Annotated in this window: 17 protein-coding genes; 7 read left to right on the top strand and 10 right to left on the bottom strand. The window is 67.5% G+C overall.

What is annotated here, in order from left to right:
• Positions 1–17: 17 nt before the first annotated feature.
• The 3 genes from nadB to KRR55_RS11455 are packed head-to-tail and all read right to left on the bottom strand — an operon-like array spanning position 18 to position 3,699.
• Positions 18–1,709 (bottom strand): L-aspartate oxidase, encoded by a 1,692-nt coding sequence (gene nadB / locus KRR55_RS11465; RefSeq protein ID WP_336245102.1) that lies wholly within the window; start codon positions 1,707–1,709, stop codon positions 18–20.
• Positions 1,706–2,974 carry a quinolinate synthase NadA gene (gene nadA / locus KRR55_RS11460; RefSeq protein WP_217389210.1) on the bottom strand — a complete coding sequence of 423 codons (1,269 nt, stop codon included), beginning with the start codon at positions 2,972–2,974 and terminating at the stop codon, positions 1,706–1,708. The genes nadB and nadA overlap by 4 nt, the downstream gene beginning before the upstream one ends.
• Positions 2,971–3,699: an NUDIX hydrolase gene (locus tag KRR55_RS11455; protein WP_217389209.1), complete on the bottom strand. Its 729-nt coding sequence runs from the start codon at positions 3,697–3,699 to the stop codon at positions 2,971–2,973. Before KRR55_RS11455 ends, nadA begins: the two co-directional genes overlap by 4 nt.
• A gap of 158 nt (positions 3,700–3,857) precedes the next feature.
• Between KRR55_RS11455 and KRR55_RS11450 the strand changes: the two genes are divergently transcribed.
• The 5 genes from KRR55_RS11450 to KRR55_RS11430 all read left to right on the top strand — a co-directional run bounded on the left by KRR55_RS11450 (position 3,858) and on the right by KRR55_RS11430 (position 6,958).
• Positions 3,858–4,157, top strand: a complete 300-nt coding sequence (locus KRR55_RS11450) for an ArsR/SmtB family transcription factor (RefSeq protein ID WP_217389208.1) — start codon at positions 3,858–3,860, stop codon at positions 4,155–4,157.
• Between the two features lie 19 nt (positions 4,158–4,176).
• Positions 4,177–5,145: a TIGR03086 family metal-binding protein gene (locus tag KRR55_RS11445; RefSeq protein ID WP_217389207.1), complete on the top strand. Its 969-nt coding sequence runs from the start codon at positions 4,177–4,179 to the stop codon at positions 5,143–5,145.
• Between the two features lie 26 nt (positions 5,146–5,171).
• Complete coding sequence (locus KRR55_RS11440) at positions 5,172–5,618, top strand: SRPBCC family protein (RefSeq protein WP_217389206.1); 447 nt, start codon at positions 5,172–5,174, stop codon at positions 5,616–5,618.
• Positions 5,619–5,741: 123 nt separating this feature from the next.
• Positions 5,742–6,062, top strand: a complete 321-nt coding sequence (locus KRR55_RS11435; RefSeq protein WP_217389205.1) for an antibiotic biosynthesis monooxygenase family protein — start codon at positions 5,742–5,744, stop codon at positions 6,060–6,062.
• An 83-nt stretch (positions 6,063–6,145) separates the two neighbouring features.
• Positions 6,146–6,958, top strand: coding sequence for an alpha/beta fold hydrolase (locus tag KRR55_RS11430; protein WP_217389204.1), 813 nt, complete (start codon positions 6,146–6,148; stop codon positions 6,956–6,958).
• A 113-nt stretch (positions 6,959–7,071) separates the two neighbouring features.
• Here KRR55_RS11430 and KRR55_RS11425 read toward each other — a convergent pair whose 3' ends face one another.
• Positions 7,072–8,391 (bottom strand): TrkH family potassium uptake protein, encoded by a 1,320-nt coding sequence (locus tag KRR55_RS11425; RefSeq protein ID WP_336245101.1) that lies wholly within the window; start codon positions 8,389–8,391, stop codon positions 7,072–7,074.
• Positions 8,392–8,568: 177 nt separating this feature from the next.
• Here KRR55_RS11425 and KRR55_RS11420 point away from each other — a divergent pair, with 177 nt between their 5' ends.
• On the top strand, positions 8,569–10,041 hold the full coding sequence (locus KRR55_RS11420; protein WP_217389203.1) for a sensor histidine kinase: 1,473 nt from the start codon (positions 8,569–8,571) through the stop codon (positions 10,039–10,041).
• The gene (locus tag KRR55_RS11415; protein WP_217389202.1) at positions 10,038–10,712 is read left to right on the top strand and encodes a response regulator; all 675 of its coding nucleotides are present in this window, start codon (positions 10,038–10,040) and stop codon (positions 10,710–10,712) included. The genes KRR55_RS11420 and KRR55_RS11415 overlap by 4 nt, the downstream gene beginning before the upstream one ends.
• Before the next feature lie 137 nt (positions 10,713–10,849).
• Here the strand turns inward: KRR55_RS11415 and KRR55_RS20750 are convergent, their stop codons facing one another.
• From KRR55_RS20750 to KRR55_RS11385, 6 genes are all read right to left on the bottom strand, one after another.
• Entirely contained in the window at positions 10,850–11,323 is a 474-nt protein-coding gene (locus KRR55_RS20750; RefSeq protein WP_418888836.1) for a DUF6480 family protein, read from the bottom strand.
• A 39-nt stretch (positions 11,324–11,362) separates the two neighbouring features.
• Entirely contained in the window at positions 11,363–12,286 is a 924-nt protein-coding gene (locus KRR55_RS11405) for an SDR family oxidoreductase (protein ID WP_254456100.1), read from the bottom strand.
• 227 nt (positions 12,287–12,513) lie between these two features.
• Positions 12,514–12,771: a DUF4235 domain-containing protein gene (locus tag KRR55_RS11400; protein WP_217389201.1), complete on the bottom strand. Its 258-nt coding sequence runs from the start codon at positions 12,769–12,771 to the stop codon at positions 12,514–12,516.
• A 46-nt stretch (positions 12,772–12,817) separates the two neighbouring features.
• Positions 12,818–13,918: a hypothetical protein gene (locus KRR55_RS11395; RefSeq protein WP_217389200.1), complete on the bottom strand. Its 1,101-nt coding sequence runs from the start codon at positions 13,916–13,918 to the stop codon at positions 12,818–12,820.
• Between the two features lie 4 nt (positions 13,919–13,922).
• Complete coding sequence (locus tag KRR55_RS11390) at positions 13,923–14,180, bottom strand: hypothetical protein (RefSeq protein WP_217389199.1); 258 nt, start codon at positions 14,178–14,180, stop codon at positions 13,923–13,925.
• Between the two features lie 133 nt (positions 14,181–14,313).
• Positions 14,314–15,096 (bottom strand): hypothetical protein, encoded by a 783-nt coding sequence (locus tag KRR55_RS11385; RefSeq protein ID WP_217389198.1) that lies wholly within the window; start codon positions 15,094–15,096, stop codon positions 14,314–14,316.
• Positions 15,097–15,447 lie beyond the last annotated feature (351 nt).

The following is a 15,447-nucleotide window of genomic DNA, read 5'->3' as shown; positions in this document are numbered from 1 at the left end:
GTGCAGGGGCGGTGGTGTTAGACAAGGGTCTTGGTCCTTAGGTTCTGGGTGGCGGCTGTCGCGGCCAGGTTACGGCCGAAGCGGGGCAAGTGGCCGTTGAGCGGCTGCGGGGCAGCGGTGGCGTCACTGCGGTAGTGCGCGCCGATGGAGTTTTCCCGTTCCAGGGCCGCGGTGGCCACGACGGTGGCCAGGGTGAGCAGGTTGGCCCGCTCGCGGGAAGCCCGGTCGCTTCCGGTGACGCGCCAGCGTGCCAGCTGCGCCAATGCGCTGCGCAGGCCTTCCGCGGTGCGTTCGACGCCCAGGTGCAGCTGGGCCAGGTCCTGCAGCTCGGCCAGGCCCATGTCCGCGGTGGCGCTTTCCGCCGGGTCGCTGCCGGAACCATCGAAGTTCCCGGCCTCCGCAGGCTGGGTGGCGATCACCTTCGTGACGGCACTGCTGCCAACGGCAACGCTCTGGGCCGTAGCGGCCGCGAGACTGGAGGGCAGGTTCACCACGGTGCGCCAGGCGAAGACCAAGCCCTCAAGCAGCGAGTTGGAGGCCAGCCGGTTGGCGCCGTGCACCCCGGTGCATGCCGTCTCGCCGGCGGCAAAGAGCCCGGGCAGCGTGCTGGCGCCGGTGTCGTTGGTCAGGATCCCGCCCATCCAGTAGTGGGCAGCGGGCGTCACCGGCACCGGTTCAGCGGCCAGGTCGTAGCCCAGCTTCGTCAGTTCGCGGGTGATGGAGGGGAAGCGGCGGGCCAGGAACCCCGCACCGTGCCGCGCCTCGACGGCGCGGGCATCCAAGTGCACGGTGCCGCCCCGGGCGCGCACCGCGTGGATGGCGCGGGCCACCACGTCCCGGGGCGCGAGCTCTGCATCCGGGTGGACGGACTGCATGAAGCGCTCGCCGCGCTCGTTAAGCAACACCGCACCTTCGCCGCGCACGGCCTCGGAGACCATGAAGCCGCCGGGGCTGACCAGCGTGGGGTGGAATTGGATGAATTCGGCATCGGCCAGCACGGCACCGGCCCGGTAGGCCAGCGCGGCCCCGTCCCCGGTGGCACCGTGGGGGTTGGTGGTGGCGGCAAAGAGCTGTCCTGCACCGCCGGTGGCCAGCAGCACGGCCTCGGAGTGCAGTTCATCGCTCGCTCCGTCGCGTCCAAGCACCCGCACCCCCGTGACCATCGTGGCCGGCCGGTCGGATCCGGCCTCCGCGTACGGGTTTCCCTCCGTCAGCAATTCGGTGACGAAGGCGTGTTCGCGGATTTCCAGCCGTCCGGCTGCCTCCTGCGCGCGGCAGGCGGCGATCAGCGCACTGGCCAGGTGCTTGCCGGTGGCGTCCCCGCCGGCGTGCAGGATCCGCGGGTGGGCGTGTGCCGCCTCCAGGCCCAGGGCGAAGGTGCCGGACGGGTCGGTGTCGAACTCGGCGCCCGCACCGATGAGCCGCTGCACGTGTCCCCACGCGGAGGTGCACATGATGGCCACCGCGTCCGCATCGTTAAGCTGCGCCCCGGCGGTGAGCGTGTCGGCGATGTGGCTGGCGATCGAGTCCCCGGCGGCCACCCCGGCCGGGCCCACGGCGCTCAGCCCGCCCTGGGCGTACCAGGAGTTGGAGTCCTCCAGCGCGTCCTTGGTCAGCAGGGTCACCTCCAGCCCGCGGACGGCGGCCGTCAGCGAGGCATAGAGCCCGGCGACGCCGGAGCCCACGACGATCAGCTCGGCGTCGTTCACGGCCGTGCCGCCAGCATCCGTTCCAGGGCCACCTTCGCGTCGGCGGCGATCCCGGCGGGTACGGTGATCTGGTTCAGCACGACGCCGTCGACCAGGGACTCGAGCACCCAGGCGAGGTAGCCGGGGTGGATGCGGTACATCGTGGAGCACGGGCAGATGACCGGGTCCAGGCAGAAGATGGTGTGTTCGGGGTGCTGGGCCGCCAGCCGGTTGACCATGTTGATTTCGGTGGCGATGCCAAAGACGGACCCGGCAGGCGCGTTGGCCACCGCCTTCTGGATGTAGTCGGTGGAGCCTGCCTCGTCGGCCGCATCCACCACAGGCATCGGGCACTCGGGGTGCGCCAGGATCCGCACACCCGGGTGCTCTGCCCGGGCGCGCTCGATCTGCGCGACGGTGAAGCGCTTGTGCACCGAGCAGAAGCCGTGCCAGAGGATGACCTTCGAATCGAGCAGGACCTGCGCGTCGTTGCCGCCCAGCGGCTTGCGCGGGTTCCACATCGGCATCTGCTCCAGCGGCACGCCCATGGCCTTGGCGGTGTTGCGGCCCAGGTGCTGGTCGGGGAAGAAGAGCACGCGCCGGCCGCGTTCGAACGCCCATTCCAGCACCGTGGCCGCGTTCGAGGAGGTGCACACGATCCCGCCGTGCTTGCCCACGAACGCCTTCAGTGCCGCCGAGCAGTTCATGTAGGTCACGGGGATGACCGAGGCCTTGCCGTCAGTGTCGGACTCGTCCGCGTAGAGGTCCATGAGCTGTTCCCAGCATTCCTCGACGGAGGATTCGTCGGCCATGTCCGCCATCGAGCAGCCGGCGGCCAGGTTGGGCAGGATGACCTTCTGCTCATCGGTGGAGAGCACGTCGGCGGTCTCGGCCATGAAGTGCACGCCGCAGAAGACGATGTACTCGGCCTTCTCGCGGGTCAGTGCGGCGTTGGCCAGCTGGAAGGAATCGCCGATGTAGTCGGCAAAGCGCACGACCTCGTCGCGCTGGTAGTGGTGGCCCAGGACCACGAGGCGCTCGCCGAGGGCTTCCTTGGCGGCCAGGATGCGAATGGCAAGCTCCTCGTCGGAGGCCTCGCGGTATTCCGCCGGGATGTCACCCTGTCGCGGGGTGTCGGCCGGGGCCACGTCTTCCTGCGAGGAGCCCGGGCCGTACGCGGCCTCCCCGGTGTCAAAGAGCCAGGGGCCCTTGGTCAGGTCGGTGTTGCAGCTGGATTCGGGGGAAACCAGCGTCAGGGTCTGCAGGGTGGCGTTGATGCTGCTCATGAGATGTTCTCGCTCTCAAGGGGATGGGTGGTTGAGCCGGTGTAGCGATATAGGCGTGGGGGGCGGTGCTTGCCGCCGGAGAGGAATTCGTCGGTTTCCTCGATGTCGGGGGTGCTGCGCAGCGTACGGCGGAAATTCGCCGGGTCCAGCTCCTTGTCAAGCACCGCCTCGTAGACCTCGCGGACTTGGGCGAGGGTGAAGCGCTCGCCGAGCAGCCGGTGGGCGATGGAGCCGTACTCGACCTTGTTGCGCAGCCGCCACAGCGCGTATTCGATGATTTCGCGGTGGTCGAAGGCCAGGTTCCCCAGCACCTCGGGGTCCTCCGCACGGAACCATGCGACGTTGGGGTCGTCCAACAGCACGGAGGTGGCGGTGTCGTGGGGGTCGTCCTCGCGGACCAGCGCCCAGTAGACGATGGAGACCACCCTGCGGGTGGGCGAGCGGTCAAGGTCCCCGAACGCGTAGAGCTGTTCGAGGTAGCGCGGGATGAGCCCGGTGGTGTCGCGCAGGTTGTTTGCCGCGGCATCGAGAAGCGAGTCGCGGGGCCCCAGCGGTCCGCCGGGCAGCGCCCACTGGCCGCGGAAGGGTTCGCGCGTGCGGCGCACCAGGGGCAGCCACAGGCTTTTGCGCCCGGTTCGCTCGTCATCGCGCAGCGAGAAGATCACCGTGGACACGGCCAGGGTCGGCGGCTGTTCGCGGCGTTCAGCCACATTCGAAAACGGCATCCGGTCCACCTTCCCAGTTAGTGTCAACTTGACCAGAACTAAGAATACGGTGCCGCGCGGTGCTCCACAAGCCCTGTGACGCACGGATTCCGGCACATGTCGGCAGCTTCTTCCCCCGGGTCTTGCGCAATGCGTTAGTGAATACTAACGTATCTCCTGTGCCTGACGTACTGGAAACCGCTGCCGAGCCCACCAGACGCGCCCTGCTCCTCATCCTTGCCGACGGGGAACGCACCGTCACCGAACTGGCCGAGCGCTTCCCCGTGACCCGCTCGGCCATCTCCCAACACCTGCTGCTATTGGCCGAGGTTGGCCTGGTCACCGCCAGGAAAGAAGGCCGCAACCGCTACTACCGGGTCAACCCGACCGGGATGGCCGCGCTGCGCCGGGCGCTGGAGTCCTTTTGGACCTCGGAGCTGGACCTGTTGGTGGCCGAGGCCGCGAACCCCCATTCATGACCCCCCCAGGAGAATCCCCATGTCGATCGAAAAATCCGTTGTCCTCCCCCTTGGTCCCGAGGCCGCCTTCGAGCTGGTGACCCGGCCCGAGCGGCTGCGCCGCTGGCAGACCGTCGCCGCCCGCATGGACCTGCGCGCCGGCGGCGAATACCGCTGGACCATCACCCCCGGCCATTCCGCGTCCGGGCGGATCCAGGAGATCGAACCGGGCAAGCGCCTGGTCTTCGACTGGGGATGGGAAGGCAGCGAGTCCGCGGCCTCCACCGTCACCGTCACCCTGGAGCCGGTCGAGGGCGGCACCCGGCTCACCCTGCTGCACGAGGGCCTGGCCCCCGAGGAAGTGGCCGGGCACACCGAGGGCTGGAACCACTTCATGGACCGCCTGGTCCGCTTCGCCACCGACGGCGACGCCGGCGCGGACGACTGGGCCGCCCTGCCGGATCCGATCAACGAGCTCAGCAGCGCCGAGGCAACGCTCGCCGTCGCCCAGCGGGTCCTGCACCAGCTCAAGCCGAGCGATGCCTCCCTGCCCACCCCGTGCGAGAACTTCACCGTCGTGCAGCTGGTGGACCACCTGGTCGGCTCGGTCACCGGCATCGGCAAGGCCCTGGGCGTCGAACCGGCGGATGACCCGGCCGCCCCGGCCGAGTCCCGCGTGGCCGACGCCGCCCAGTCAACCCTGGAGGCCTTCGCGAAGCGCGGGCTGGAGGGCACCGTCGACATGGGCTTCGCGGAACTGCCGGCCACCATCGTGGCAAACATCCTGAACCTCGAGTTCCTGGTCCACGCCTGGGACCTGGCCACCGCCACCGGGGCCAAGATTGAGGTCGCTCCGGGACTCTCGGACTACGTGCTGTCGCTGGCCCGCAACACGATCAGCCCGCAGATGCGCGGCGCCAGCTTCGCCGAGGAGACCCTGGTCGACGAGTCCGCCGCCAGCCTCGAACGGCTCGTCGCGTTCACCGGCCGGGAAGTCTCCGCCCGCTGAGCGGGCCGGAAGACCGGGGTTCGAATATGGTCGACGTCAAGTGCCAGCTCGTGATCCAGCGGCCGCGGCCCCTCGTGGCGGGGTTCGCCGCGGATCCCGGCAACGCACCGCAGTGGTATGCGAACATCGGATCCGCCGTCCACCGGGGCGGACCCACCTTAGGGGTCGGCACGATGGTGGACTTCGCTGCGCGCTTCATGGGCCGGGAGCTCAAGTACACCTACGAAGTCGTCCAGTGGGTGCCCGAGAGCAAACTGGTCATGCGCACCGCACAGGGCCCCTTCCCCATGCAGACCACCTACACGTGGACCGATGAGGGCACGGCAACACGCATGGTGCTGGCCAACACCGGCGAGCCCGCCGGGTTTTCAAGGGTTGCCGGATTCCTGATGGCACCCATGATGCGCCGGGCCATGGCCAAGGACCTGCGGAAGCTCAAGGAACTGCTCGAATCCGGGGTGGCGGAGCGCTGAGCCGCAGGCCGCTGCGACCACCCGGGCCACCTGCCGGGGTGGGCGCAGCAACGGCGTGGCGCGGACGGGCCGTCCGCGCCACAATTTCGCCTCGGTGTCCCGGCGTGGTGCAGACTGGGATGCATGATCACCGAACACGCATTGCTGCCAGTCATCTCGGGAATGGAAGACGAATTCATGTCCGCCTTCGAGCAGGCGCGCCCTCTCATTTCCGCCACCGCCGGATTCCTTGGCCTGCAGCTCTCCCGCAGCATCGAGACGCCCGGCCATTTCCTCTTGCTGGTCTCCTGGGAGTCCGTCGAGGCACATACCATCGGCTTCCGCGGATCCGAGAACTACCTCGAATGGAAGCGCCTGCTTCACCATTTCTACGACCCGTTCCCGGTGGTCGAGCACTTTGCGGCCATTGAGCCGTCAGCATCCCCGACGCCTGCCGGATCCTAGGGAACACCGGCCCCCGGCGAACACCGGCGCCCGGTGTCCCCGCAGGCTCGCAAACGCGGCCCCGATCTGAAAGGATCTGCCTCATGGAATCCACACACGAGCACCTGGTCGAAGGCACCGCCAACGCCCTGGGACTGACCGTCTTTGAACCCCCCTCCCCCTCGGCGCTGCGCCCGGTGGTCCTGCTGCACGGCTTCGCCTCCTCCAGCGCGCTGAACTGGGTGAAATCGGGGTGGATCCGCAGCCTCACCGAGGCGGGGCGCAAGGTGCTGGCCGTGGACCTGCCGGGCCACGGGACCTCCCCCGCACCCGAGGACCTCGACGCCTACACGCCAAGCCGCATGCGCGCCGACCTGTTGCAGCTCTTGATGGACCACGGCGTGACGACGTTGTCGGCCGGCGATCCGCTCAGCGGCGTGGACCTGGTCGGGTATTCCCTGGGAGCGCGCCTGGCCTGGGAATTCGGCGGCACCCAGCCGCAGGTGGTCAACCGGCTGGTGCTCGGCGGACCGGCAAGCATCGACCCGCTGGCCGCCTTTGACCTCAATGCCGCGCAGCGCCACCTGGCCGACGGCACCTCGATTGCCGACGAGTCGACGGCCGACTTGCTGCGCATGGCCCAAACCGTGGAATCCAACGACATGTTCTCGCTCATGAGCATGATCCAGGCGATCAAGACCGAGCCCTTCGCCCCCGAGCAGATGATCCCCGCCATGCCCACGTTGCTGGTGGCGGGCGACGGCGACGCACTGGCCACGACGATGCCGCGGCTCACCGAGTTGCTCGCCAGCCGCGACACGGAGAAGTCGGTGCTCTGGCTGGCCAATCGCGACCACGCCAACGCGGTAACCAGCCGGGAGTTCAAGAACGCGGCGGTTTCGTTCCTGGCCGCCTGATCCCGACGCGGCACCGGACGATCCGGTTGCCCGGACACGAGGCGGCGAGCGGCCGCCCGCGTGCTTCGTTTCCTGCACTGCCGGGTGATGCCAGGGCGGCGGCTTGACGCGGCTCAGCCGATGATGGGCCGCTCCTCGGGCAGCCGGAAGAGCCTGGACCGCAGGGAGAGCGCCAGCGCGGTGCTCACGGTGATGGTGCCGATACGACCGAGGAACATCAGGACGATGAGAACCACTTGGGCATTGGCGGGAAGGCCCGCGGTGATGCCGGTGCTCAGGCCGACGGTTCCGAAGGCAGAGATCGCTTCGAACAGCGTCTTGTCCAGGCTGTGATCCGTAAATGTCAGCAGCAGGAGTGTTCCAATGATGACCACGGCGACGCCGAGCAGGGCGACGGTGAGTGCTTGGCGCTGCACCGGGGACGAGATGCTGCGGTGGGCGATGTTGACCTGCTCGTTGCCCCGGACCTCGTTCCAGATGGCGTAGCCCAGGATGAGGAAGGTGGCGATCTTGATGCCGCCTGCCGTGCCTGCGCTGCCGCCGCCGATGAACATGAGGATGTCGGTGACGAACAGCGTCTCGGGTGCGGCTGCACCGTAGTCGATGCTGTTGAATCCGGCGGTTCGGGGGAACACCCCTCCGGCCAGCGCCGCGAGCAGCTTGCCTCCCGGGGACAGGCCCCCGAGGGTTTCCTGCCGACTCCATTCGACGGCGGCAAACAGGACTGTCCCGAGGACCAGCAGGGCGATGCTGCCGTAAATGGTGAGCCGGGTATGGACGGTCCAGGACCTCAGCCTGAATCCTTGCCGCCAGAGCTCGATGAGGACGGGGAACCCCAGCCCGCCGGTGACCAGGGCCAGGCAGATGGGGATGATGATCCACGGATCCTGCGCGAAGCCGATGAGGTTGTCGCTGTAGAGGGCGAAGCCCGCGTTGTTGAAGGCCGAGATCGCGTGGAAGACGCCGTGCCACAGTGCGGTCAGTGGATCATCGTGGTAGCCAAGCCAGAACCTGCCCGTGAGCAGGACTGCTGTGACGCCTTCGAAGAGCAGCATGATCCGGGCAACCCGGAAGAGCACATCCCGCACGTCGCCCAGGTTGAGGGTATGGGTCTCGGACTGTGCAACGAGTTGTCCGTGGAGCCCGATCTTCTTCTTCAGCATCAGGGCCAGGAGCGTTCCCAGCGACATGATGCCGAATCCGCCGGCCTGAATGAGTCCGAGGATGACGGTGTGTCCGAAGGGCGTCCAGAACGTCGGGGTGTCCACGGTGATCAACCCCGTCACACACACCGCCGAGACGGCGGTGAACAAGGCCGGCATGAACCCTTCGCCGACTTCCGCCGTGCGGGCTGCCGGGAGCATGAGCAGGAGTGTGCCGATCAAGATCATGCACAGGTAGGCCAGCGGAACCAGGCGTACGGGGTGAAGCACCACCCGTTTCAGGAACCCGACCCAGCGGGCCGGCACCCGAGGGTTGTCCCGCTTCGGGACCAAGTTTTTTGAGACGGGCTGGAGCACAATTCGACGTTACCCCCGGCCGGTTGGCGCCCGGCGGGGTTTGGCGTAAGGGTCCCGTAAAGATTCGGCCAGGTCGGGCATAATGGGTGAATGATCCGCGGCAGAAGCATCGGGAGAGCAGGTTCTGCCGCCTCCGGGCTGGGCACGATGCGCACCGTTGCCGGATTTGTTCTTGCGCTTGTGCTGCCGGCGGGAATGACCATCCTGTTATCTCCCTTCGAGGAACTGAACCTGGCGACCCATGCCTTGGCACGGCTGTGCCCGGTGATTGTGGTCGCCTTCATCGGCGGCCTGTGGCCGGCGGTGCTCGCGGCGGTCCTGGACGCGCTGCTGCTGAACTATTTCGTCACCCATCCCGTGGGCACATTGACGGTCAATGACCCGCAGGACTTTTTCGTCCTGCTGGTCTATCTGGGAGTCGGGATTACGGTTGCCCTGGTCGTGGGGATATCCGCCCGCCGCTCCCGGGCCGCCGCCCTCTCCAGCGCCGAGGCCGCCACGCTGAGCGAGTTGGCGCGCACGTCCCTGGCCGGTGACCAAAGTTCGGAGGAGTTCCTCGAGCAGCTGCGTGGGCAGTTCCAGCTCAACGGGGTCAGCGTCTTTGAAGGCGCTGGCGACGGATTGTGGCGGCTGCGTGCCTCCGCCGGTCCGGACGCGCCGCAGCTGCCGGAGGACGCCGGCACCATCGACAGGCCGCGGCCCGGGCTGGCAATCGGGTTGAGGCAGCCGGCGCCTGCAGGTGCGGATCGGCGCCTGTTGAACGCCTACGAGGCACATCTTGCTGCATTGCTGGAGCGTGAGAGGCTCGTCCTGCGCCTGCGCGATTCGGTCAAGCTCATCGAGGGCAACCGCGTCAAGACTTCAATCCTGCGCGCCGTTTCGCATGACCTCCGGACGCCGCTGGCCGGTATCGAGCTGGCCCTGACCGCCCTGCGCCGCCAGCGTTCCAAGACCAGCGTGGCGCAGCAGGAAGAGATGTTGGACGCGGTGCAGAGCTTCACCGACCGGCTCAAGGGACTGGTGGGGAACCTGTTGGACATGTCCCGGCTCTCCAGCGACAGCGTCCAGGTGCTTCACGAACCCGTCACCTGGCTGGAAGTTGTTCCCGAAGGGCTCGCCGGGGTTCCGGTCGGGGCCGTCCACGTGGAGCTTGCCCCCAACCTGCCGCCGGTGGACGCGGATCGCGGGTTGCTTGAGCGGGCGCTGGCCAACATCGTGGAGAACGCCGTGAAGTACGCCCCGGACACGGACATCGTGGTGCGGGCCACGGCCGGGGGCAGCCTGCATGCAGGGCCCGACGGCCGTCCCTTTGGCGAGCTGCGCGTCGTGGATCATGGCGACGGGGTGCCCGCGGGCCGGGTCGTGGCGATGTTCCAGCCTTTTCAGCGGCTCGATGACGCGTCCGGCGATGCCGGCATCGGCCTGGGGCTGGCGGTGGCCAAGGGATTCATCGACGCCATGGACGGCCAGCTGCTGGCCGAGGAAACCCCCGGCGGCGGACTCACCATGGTCATCCGGCTGCCCCTCTATACCGGGTCGGCAACGTTCAGGGACGTGGAATGAGAAGCGTCCTGCTCGTCGACGATGAACCCCAGCTCGTACGCGCCCTGCAAATCAATCTTGAGGCCGAAGGCTACGCCGTCACGACCGCAGCCGACGGCGCCAACGCCCTGCGGGCTGCCGCTTCCCAGCCACCCGACGTGCTCGTGCTCGACCTCGGGCTTCCGGACATGGACGGCACCGAGGTCATCCGCCGGCTGCGCACCTGGACGGAACTGCCCATTATCGTGCTCTCGGCCCGCCATGGCTCCTCGGACAAGGTCGAGGCCCTCGACGCCGGGGCCGATGACTATGTCACGAAGCCTTTCGGCCTGGATGAGCTTCTGGCCAGACTCCGCGCCGTCGAGCGGCGTTCCTGGCCCGTCCGCGAGGCCGGGGTGGTGGAGGCGGGCGATCTGCAGATCGACCTGATGGCGGCAACCATCTCCCGGGCCGGACGCCGGATCCGGCTCACCCCGCGCGAATGGGGCGTGCTGCAATTGCTCGTGGAAAACCGGGGAAGGCTGGTGTCCCAACAGCAAATCCTCAGCGAGGTTTGGGGTCCGGTTTATGAAAAGGAAACCCACTACCTGCGCATCTACGTGGGCCAGCTCAGGCGCAAGCTCGAGCAGGACCCCGCAAATCCCCGGCACCTGATAACCGAACCCGGCATGGGCTACCGCTTCGAAATCTAGTCCGTCAGGCAGCTTGTGCCCACGCCGTGCAGCAGCCGCCGGCCCGTGGCGGTGCAGGTCAGGTTCCTGCTGGAGTCGTCTTGGGCGTTGGGACGGTTCCAGATATTGGCGGACATGCGGCCGCCCGTGGGGTCGGGCTATTCTTCGTGCCCCTGGTCCTGGCTCATGGACCCCTCGCCCGGGGGCGTTTCGCCCGGCGGGACTCCACCACCGGGTTCCAGGCCTGTGATCCGTTGTTCCACGGGATCGGGATTGGACGTGGCACCCGGATCAGGCGAATCGATCTCGGCTGTTTCGTCGGATTCCGGCGCCTGCTCATTCGCCGGCTCGAAGGCTGAATTCTCGGTCATCGCGATATTGTCCTGTCTGTCGAATTCGGTCCCGGGGTCTTCGGGACTGGATGTTGCCATCCCGGCGTGGCTCCGGGAGTTATCGGGGATGTCGGACCATTCCGGATCGTCCGGCCGAGGGTTCAAAGGATCCGCTTCACTCTCGCTCACGCGCGTATTCGATTCCGTATCCCCCGGTGGCGGATCCGCGGCCGGCTTTTCGCCGCTTGCCGGCACCGGCGTTGCTTGTTCCTCCCCGCCGGGAAGGTCCTGGTTATCCATCGTGGATTCTCCTTTGATTTTTCCGGCCCGGCACCCGGTTCAGGGAGTTGACTTGCCGCCGTTGACGTTCAGGGTCTCCCCGATGACGTAGCTGGATTCGGCCGACGCGAGGAATACGTAGGCGGGCGCCAGTTCCACGGGCTGGCCGGCGCGGCCGAGGGGAACGTTGTGCCCGAACTTCGGCAATCTGTCCTTGGGCTGGCCGTCCGAGACCTGCAACGGGGTCCAGATGGGACCGGGCGCAACCGCGTTGACTCGAATTCCGCGGGGCGCCAGCTGCACGCCCAGTCCCTTGGTGAACGCGTTGATCGCCGCCTTCGTCGAGGCGTAGTCCAACAGTGTCGGCGACGGGTCGTAGGCCTGGACCGAGGTGGTGTTGATGATGCTGGAGCCGGCCGGGAGGTGCTTGAGCGCCGCGCGGGTGATGGTGAACATGGCCAGGATGTTGACCTGGAAGGTCTGCAGGACCTGCTCGTCGTCAAGGTCCTCGAGATTCTCGATGGCCACCTGCTTCCCGGCGTTGTTGACCAGGATGTCCAGGCCCCCGAGTTTCTCCGCCGCCTCGTCGGCCAGCGAGTTGCGGTAGTCGGCGTCGAGGAGGTCGCCGGCCAGCCCGATGCCGACGCGTCCCTCGGCCTCGATCACGCCGATGACCTTGCGGGCGTCTTCCGCCTCCGCCGGCAGGTAGGCAATGGCGACATCCGCCCCCTCCCTGGCGAAGGCGATGGCCACGGCCGCGCCGATGCCCGAATCGCCTCCGGTGATCAGCGCCTTGCGCCCCTTGAGCCGCCCCGTCCCGACGTAGGATTTTTCGCCGTGGTCGGCCCGGGGATCGAGCTTGGCGTCAAGGCCGGGTTCCGGTTGGTCCTGTTTGGGCGGCGAGATCCTGGGGTGGCGGGTGACGGGGTTGTCCGGGGAAAGCTGGGCGCCGGAGTCGGGCTTGAGGGGCTCGCGCTCATCCATGGGAAATCCTCCAGTCTTCGTAGGCGGTGTGCTCGTACGATTCACGCTAGGGCAAAGCCCCGGGGTGATCAATGAATCCGCAGTCGCGGCGGCAACCGTCGCTGCAAGCCGAGCCGCAAGGTCCTGGCGGCGCCGGAAGCCTCCTCGTCCTGCGGCGCGTCCACCCGGTGGGACGCGTCGTCCTCACGCCGTTCCAGCCCGGGTTCCGTCCCTTCGGGGGGGGTTTCCTACGGGGTGCGTTTTTTCTCGACCATGTTCTGCGTCCAGCGCTTGGTGACGGCCTGGATTACCGATGCGGTGGCGCCGGAGATGACGGCGAAGGCCAGCACCTTGCCGATCTTCTCGCGTTGCTGCGCATCCGGGTTGGTCACGTTGGGAGGCTGTTCGCCGGTGGCCCCCTTCCAGATGGCACCGGAGATCCGCGCCGCGGCCAGTCCGGCCAGGAGCGAGATGGCGATGATGAGGGGCTTGGTGATGAGTTTCATTGTTCTCCTTCGATGGTGTGCCTAAATCAGGGTCTTGCTGCCGAGGCTACTGGTCGTCGTCGTCCTTGGTCAGCCGGATTTGCCGGCGTTCGTACTCCCGACTGCTGAAGGTGGCCTTGCGCACGGATTCCTCGTTGTCCAGGCTCGAACCCAGGGCACCGGCCAGGGTTCCCAACGACGCCGAAAGCCAGGACAGGTTCAGGTATTCGCCGAATCCAACGTCGTGCCCCAGTTCCTGGGCCAAGAACTTGGCGTCGATGATGATCAGGGCACCGGTGAGGATGACGGCGAACAGCACAAGATACATCAACAGGATCGCGGAGACAATGGTCAGCACCGTCGCCAGGTTGTAGACCACCCGCTTCTCCCGGTGGCGGACGCCGACGGGCCGTTCCCAGAGGCCGTTGTGCAACACCAGCCACGAACCCATGCCGATGACCGACAGCAGGCTGATGAGGGCGAGCCGCTGCGGCGGAAGGTAGTCGGCCATGCTCCAGATGCTCGTGTAAAAGACGCCGAAGGCGCCGGTGGCCAGGGCGGCGGCCATGGCCGTGGACAAGCTGGGCACCAGTCGCCACGGCCGGTTGCTGCGCACCATCCCCAGCAGCAAGAGCAGGCGGCCCCGCAGGCCCTTGACGGTTTCGAAGGCGTCGTCCTCCGCCTGGGCCGCCTCGACCCGGCGCTCGACGGAAAACGGGTCGACGGCTGCCGAAACCCGTCCGTCGTCCCGAAGGTAGGGGTCGCCGACACCGTGCAGGGCGGCAAGGACCTGTACCACCGCCCGCTGCAGCCGCTTCCGGCGCACAATGCCCAGGGCGGGCAGGACCACGACGGCGGATTGGGAACCGGCGTTCAGGCTGGTTGCCACCGGCTCGCCGTTCTCGTACTTGGGCAGGTCGGTCAGGTAGATCAGGTAGTCCCACTTCCCCGCTTCGCGCAGTTGGCTGGCATGCTCGTTGAGTTCGACTTCTCCCTTGGTGTCAAGCGGAAGCGAAAACTCCGCGACCTCCAGCTCCCAGTCGGTGGCCGAATCCAACGTCGCCCCCAGCTGGGCGGGGAGGGTTTTCTCCAGTTCCAGGGCACGGACCAGCGGCATGCCGGCGTCGGCCATCAAGCCGACCATTTTCCGCTCCGGCCGTGAGGTCATCTCCCTACCCCGCGTCGAAGCGCTCTTCGTCCTCGGACGGCGCATCGGTTCCGGCTTCATCGCTGCCGGTGCCCGGCAGCGCCTCGGCGTCGTCGGGCAGATGCGTGGCCAGATACTCGGAGTCCTGGAACGGATCGACGGTTCCCGGATCTTCCGGGCCTTCGAGGGGGTCAACGTCGGACATTGTTCCGCCGCCGAGCTCCGCGGCGTCATCGGGGTATTCGTCCCGGTGTTCGGGACCGTTGGGGGAATTCGTCGACATGTTTCGTCTCCTTGAGTGGTGTTGCCCGTTGGGGAGTCGTACCTGACCGGATCCAGGCATGGAATCCGCCGGTGTCGTGGCTCCCACGCTACCGTTGCGGCATGTCGATGCCAAGCGATTTGCGCGGCGGGCCCTAGCGAAAGGGATCCACCTCCGCGAGCAGCTTGCCGAGCCTGGTGTGGATGCGCTTGAGGTCGGTCAATGTCACGGGCAGCGATGTGGCGCGGTCACGCTGGTGCTCCGGCGCGGACTCGGTCAGGGTGTTCCAGCAGTCAAGGCCCACCTGGAGAAGGTCCTGGCAGCCCGCGGCACCGGGGGTCAGGAGGGCCCGGGCGGCGAGGAGGTCTGCGGTCGGGTCGGCGGATTCCTGCGCCCCGTACAGCCGGTTGTCCGTCCCGCGGGCAGCGGTCAGCGCCAGCGTCATGCGCAAGCCGCACCCTTCTTCGCCGTGCTCCCGGCACCATGGCTGGCAGTTGTCCAGGTTGTGCTCCGCCGGGTCCTGTGCCTTCCAGCCCGCCTGCCGGGGCCCGGAACCGGGCCGAGCCTCGGCGCGGTGCGCGTCCCCGCTGCGGACCAGGGCCAGGAACCTTCCCAGTTGCGCATGGATGGTTCTCATGCCCGGGACATTGGTCTGCAGGGAGGCCTCGGGATCGTGCCGGCGATCCGACACCACGTGCCTGAAATTGAGGCAGGTCCAGATCGGCGGCGCGTCCTCCCCCGGTTCCCAGGCATCGGTGCCCACCACGAATTCCAGCTCGTTGGCGTCCGCACCCGTCCACTCGATTCCCGGCAGATGCTCCCTGCCGCTGAGCATCGGTGGCCGGGTGTACAGCCGGGTTCGCGCGAGGCAGTCCCCGTCGCAGTCCCGGGCGGGGCTTTTCGCGCACCACGGGAGGCACTGGCTGGTGGGTTGCATGGCGTTTGCTCCTGGGCCGAAAGAGGGACCTGACCCGTCGAATCCTTCCGGTCCGTTCCGACATTTTGGGGCCGGAGCGGCCGCCAGCGGGGTTTGGCTGCCCGTCGGCAAATCGGTGGACGGTGTTCACCCTGCCGTTTTAGGCTTCCAGGAGCGGGCCCCCGCAGGCTGCGAAGGCGAAGGGGCAACGTACCCGGAGGTGCAATTTTTCGCCCGACCGGTAGGCAATTTTCCGCGCGATTCCGGGGTCGGAGGCCCCGTTCCCCGGTACCGGGCGGACGTGTTCGCCGACACGTCTTGACAAGCGCGGAGATGCGCATCACACTAGATCGTATACGATTTCATACACAA

Source organism: Paeniglutamicibacter quisquiliarum, assembly GCF_019084045.1.
Taxonomy (GTDB): domain Bacteria; phylum Actinomycetota; class Actinomycetes; order Actinomycetales; family Micrococcaceae; genus Paeniglutamicibacter; species Paeniglutamicibacter quisquiliarum.
This window is presented reverse-complemented; position numbering and strand designations above follow the sequence as displayed.

Excerpts from the sequence above, each read along its gene's own strand:
- nadA (WP_217389210.1), bottom strand. The coding sequence starts at position 2,974 with ATGAGCAGCATCAACGCCACCCTGCAGACCCTGACGCTGGTTTCCCCC.
- KRR55_RS11455 (WP_217389209.1), bottom strand. The coding sequence starts at position 3,699 with ATGCCGTTTTCGAATGTGGCTGAACGCCGCGAACAGCCGCCGACCCTG.
- KRR55_RS11445 (WP_217389207.1), top strand. The coding sequence starts at position 4,177 with ATGTCGATCGAAAAATCCGTTGTCCTCCCCCTTGGTCCCGAGGCCGCC.
- KRR55_RS11440 (WP_217389206.1), top strand. The coding sequence starts at position 5,172 with ATGGTCGACGTCAAGTGCCAGCTCGTGATCCAGCGGCCGCGGCCCCTC.
- KRR55_RS11435 (WP_217389205.1), top strand. The coding sequence starts at position 5,742 with ATGATCACCGAACACGCATTGCTGCCAGTCATCTCGGGAATGGAAGAC.
- KRR55_RS11430 (WP_217389204.1), top strand. The coding sequence starts at position 6,146 with ATGGAATCCACACACGAGCACCTGGTCGAAGGCACCGCCAACGCCCTG.
- KRR55_RS11420 (WP_217389203.1), top strand. The coding sequence starts at position 8,569 with ATGATCCGCGGCAGAAGCATCGGGAGAGCAGGTTCTGCCGCCTCCGGG.
- KRR55_RS11415 (WP_217389202.1), top strand. The coding sequence starts at position 10,038 with ATGAGAAGCGTCCTGCTCGTCGACGATGAACCCCAGCTCGTACGCGCC.
- KRR55_RS20750 (WP_418888836.1), bottom strand. The coding sequence starts at position 11,323 with ATGGATAACCAGGACCTTCCCGGCGGGGAGGAACAAGCAACGCCGGTG.
- KRR55_RS11405 (WP_254456100.1), bottom strand. The coding sequence starts at position 12,286 with ATGGATGAGCGCGAGCCCCTCAAGCCCGACTCCGGCGCCCAGCTTTCC.
- KRR55_RS11400 (WP_217389201.1), bottom strand. The coding sequence starts at position 12,771 with ATGAAACTCATCACCAAGCCCCTCATCATCGCCATCTCGCTCCTGGCC.
- KRR55_RS11395 (WP_217389200.1), bottom strand. The coding sequence starts at position 13,918 with ATGACCTCACGGCCGGAGCGGAAAATGGTCGGCTTGATGGCCGACGCC.
- KRR55_RS11390 (WP_217389199.1), bottom strand. The coding sequence starts at position 14,180 with ATGTCGACGAATTCCCCCAACGGTCCCGAACACCGGGACGAATACCCC.
- KRR55_RS11385 (WP_217389198.1), bottom strand. The coding sequence starts at position 15,096 with ATGCAACCCACCAGCCAGTGCCTCCCGTGGTGCGCGAAAAGCCCCGCC.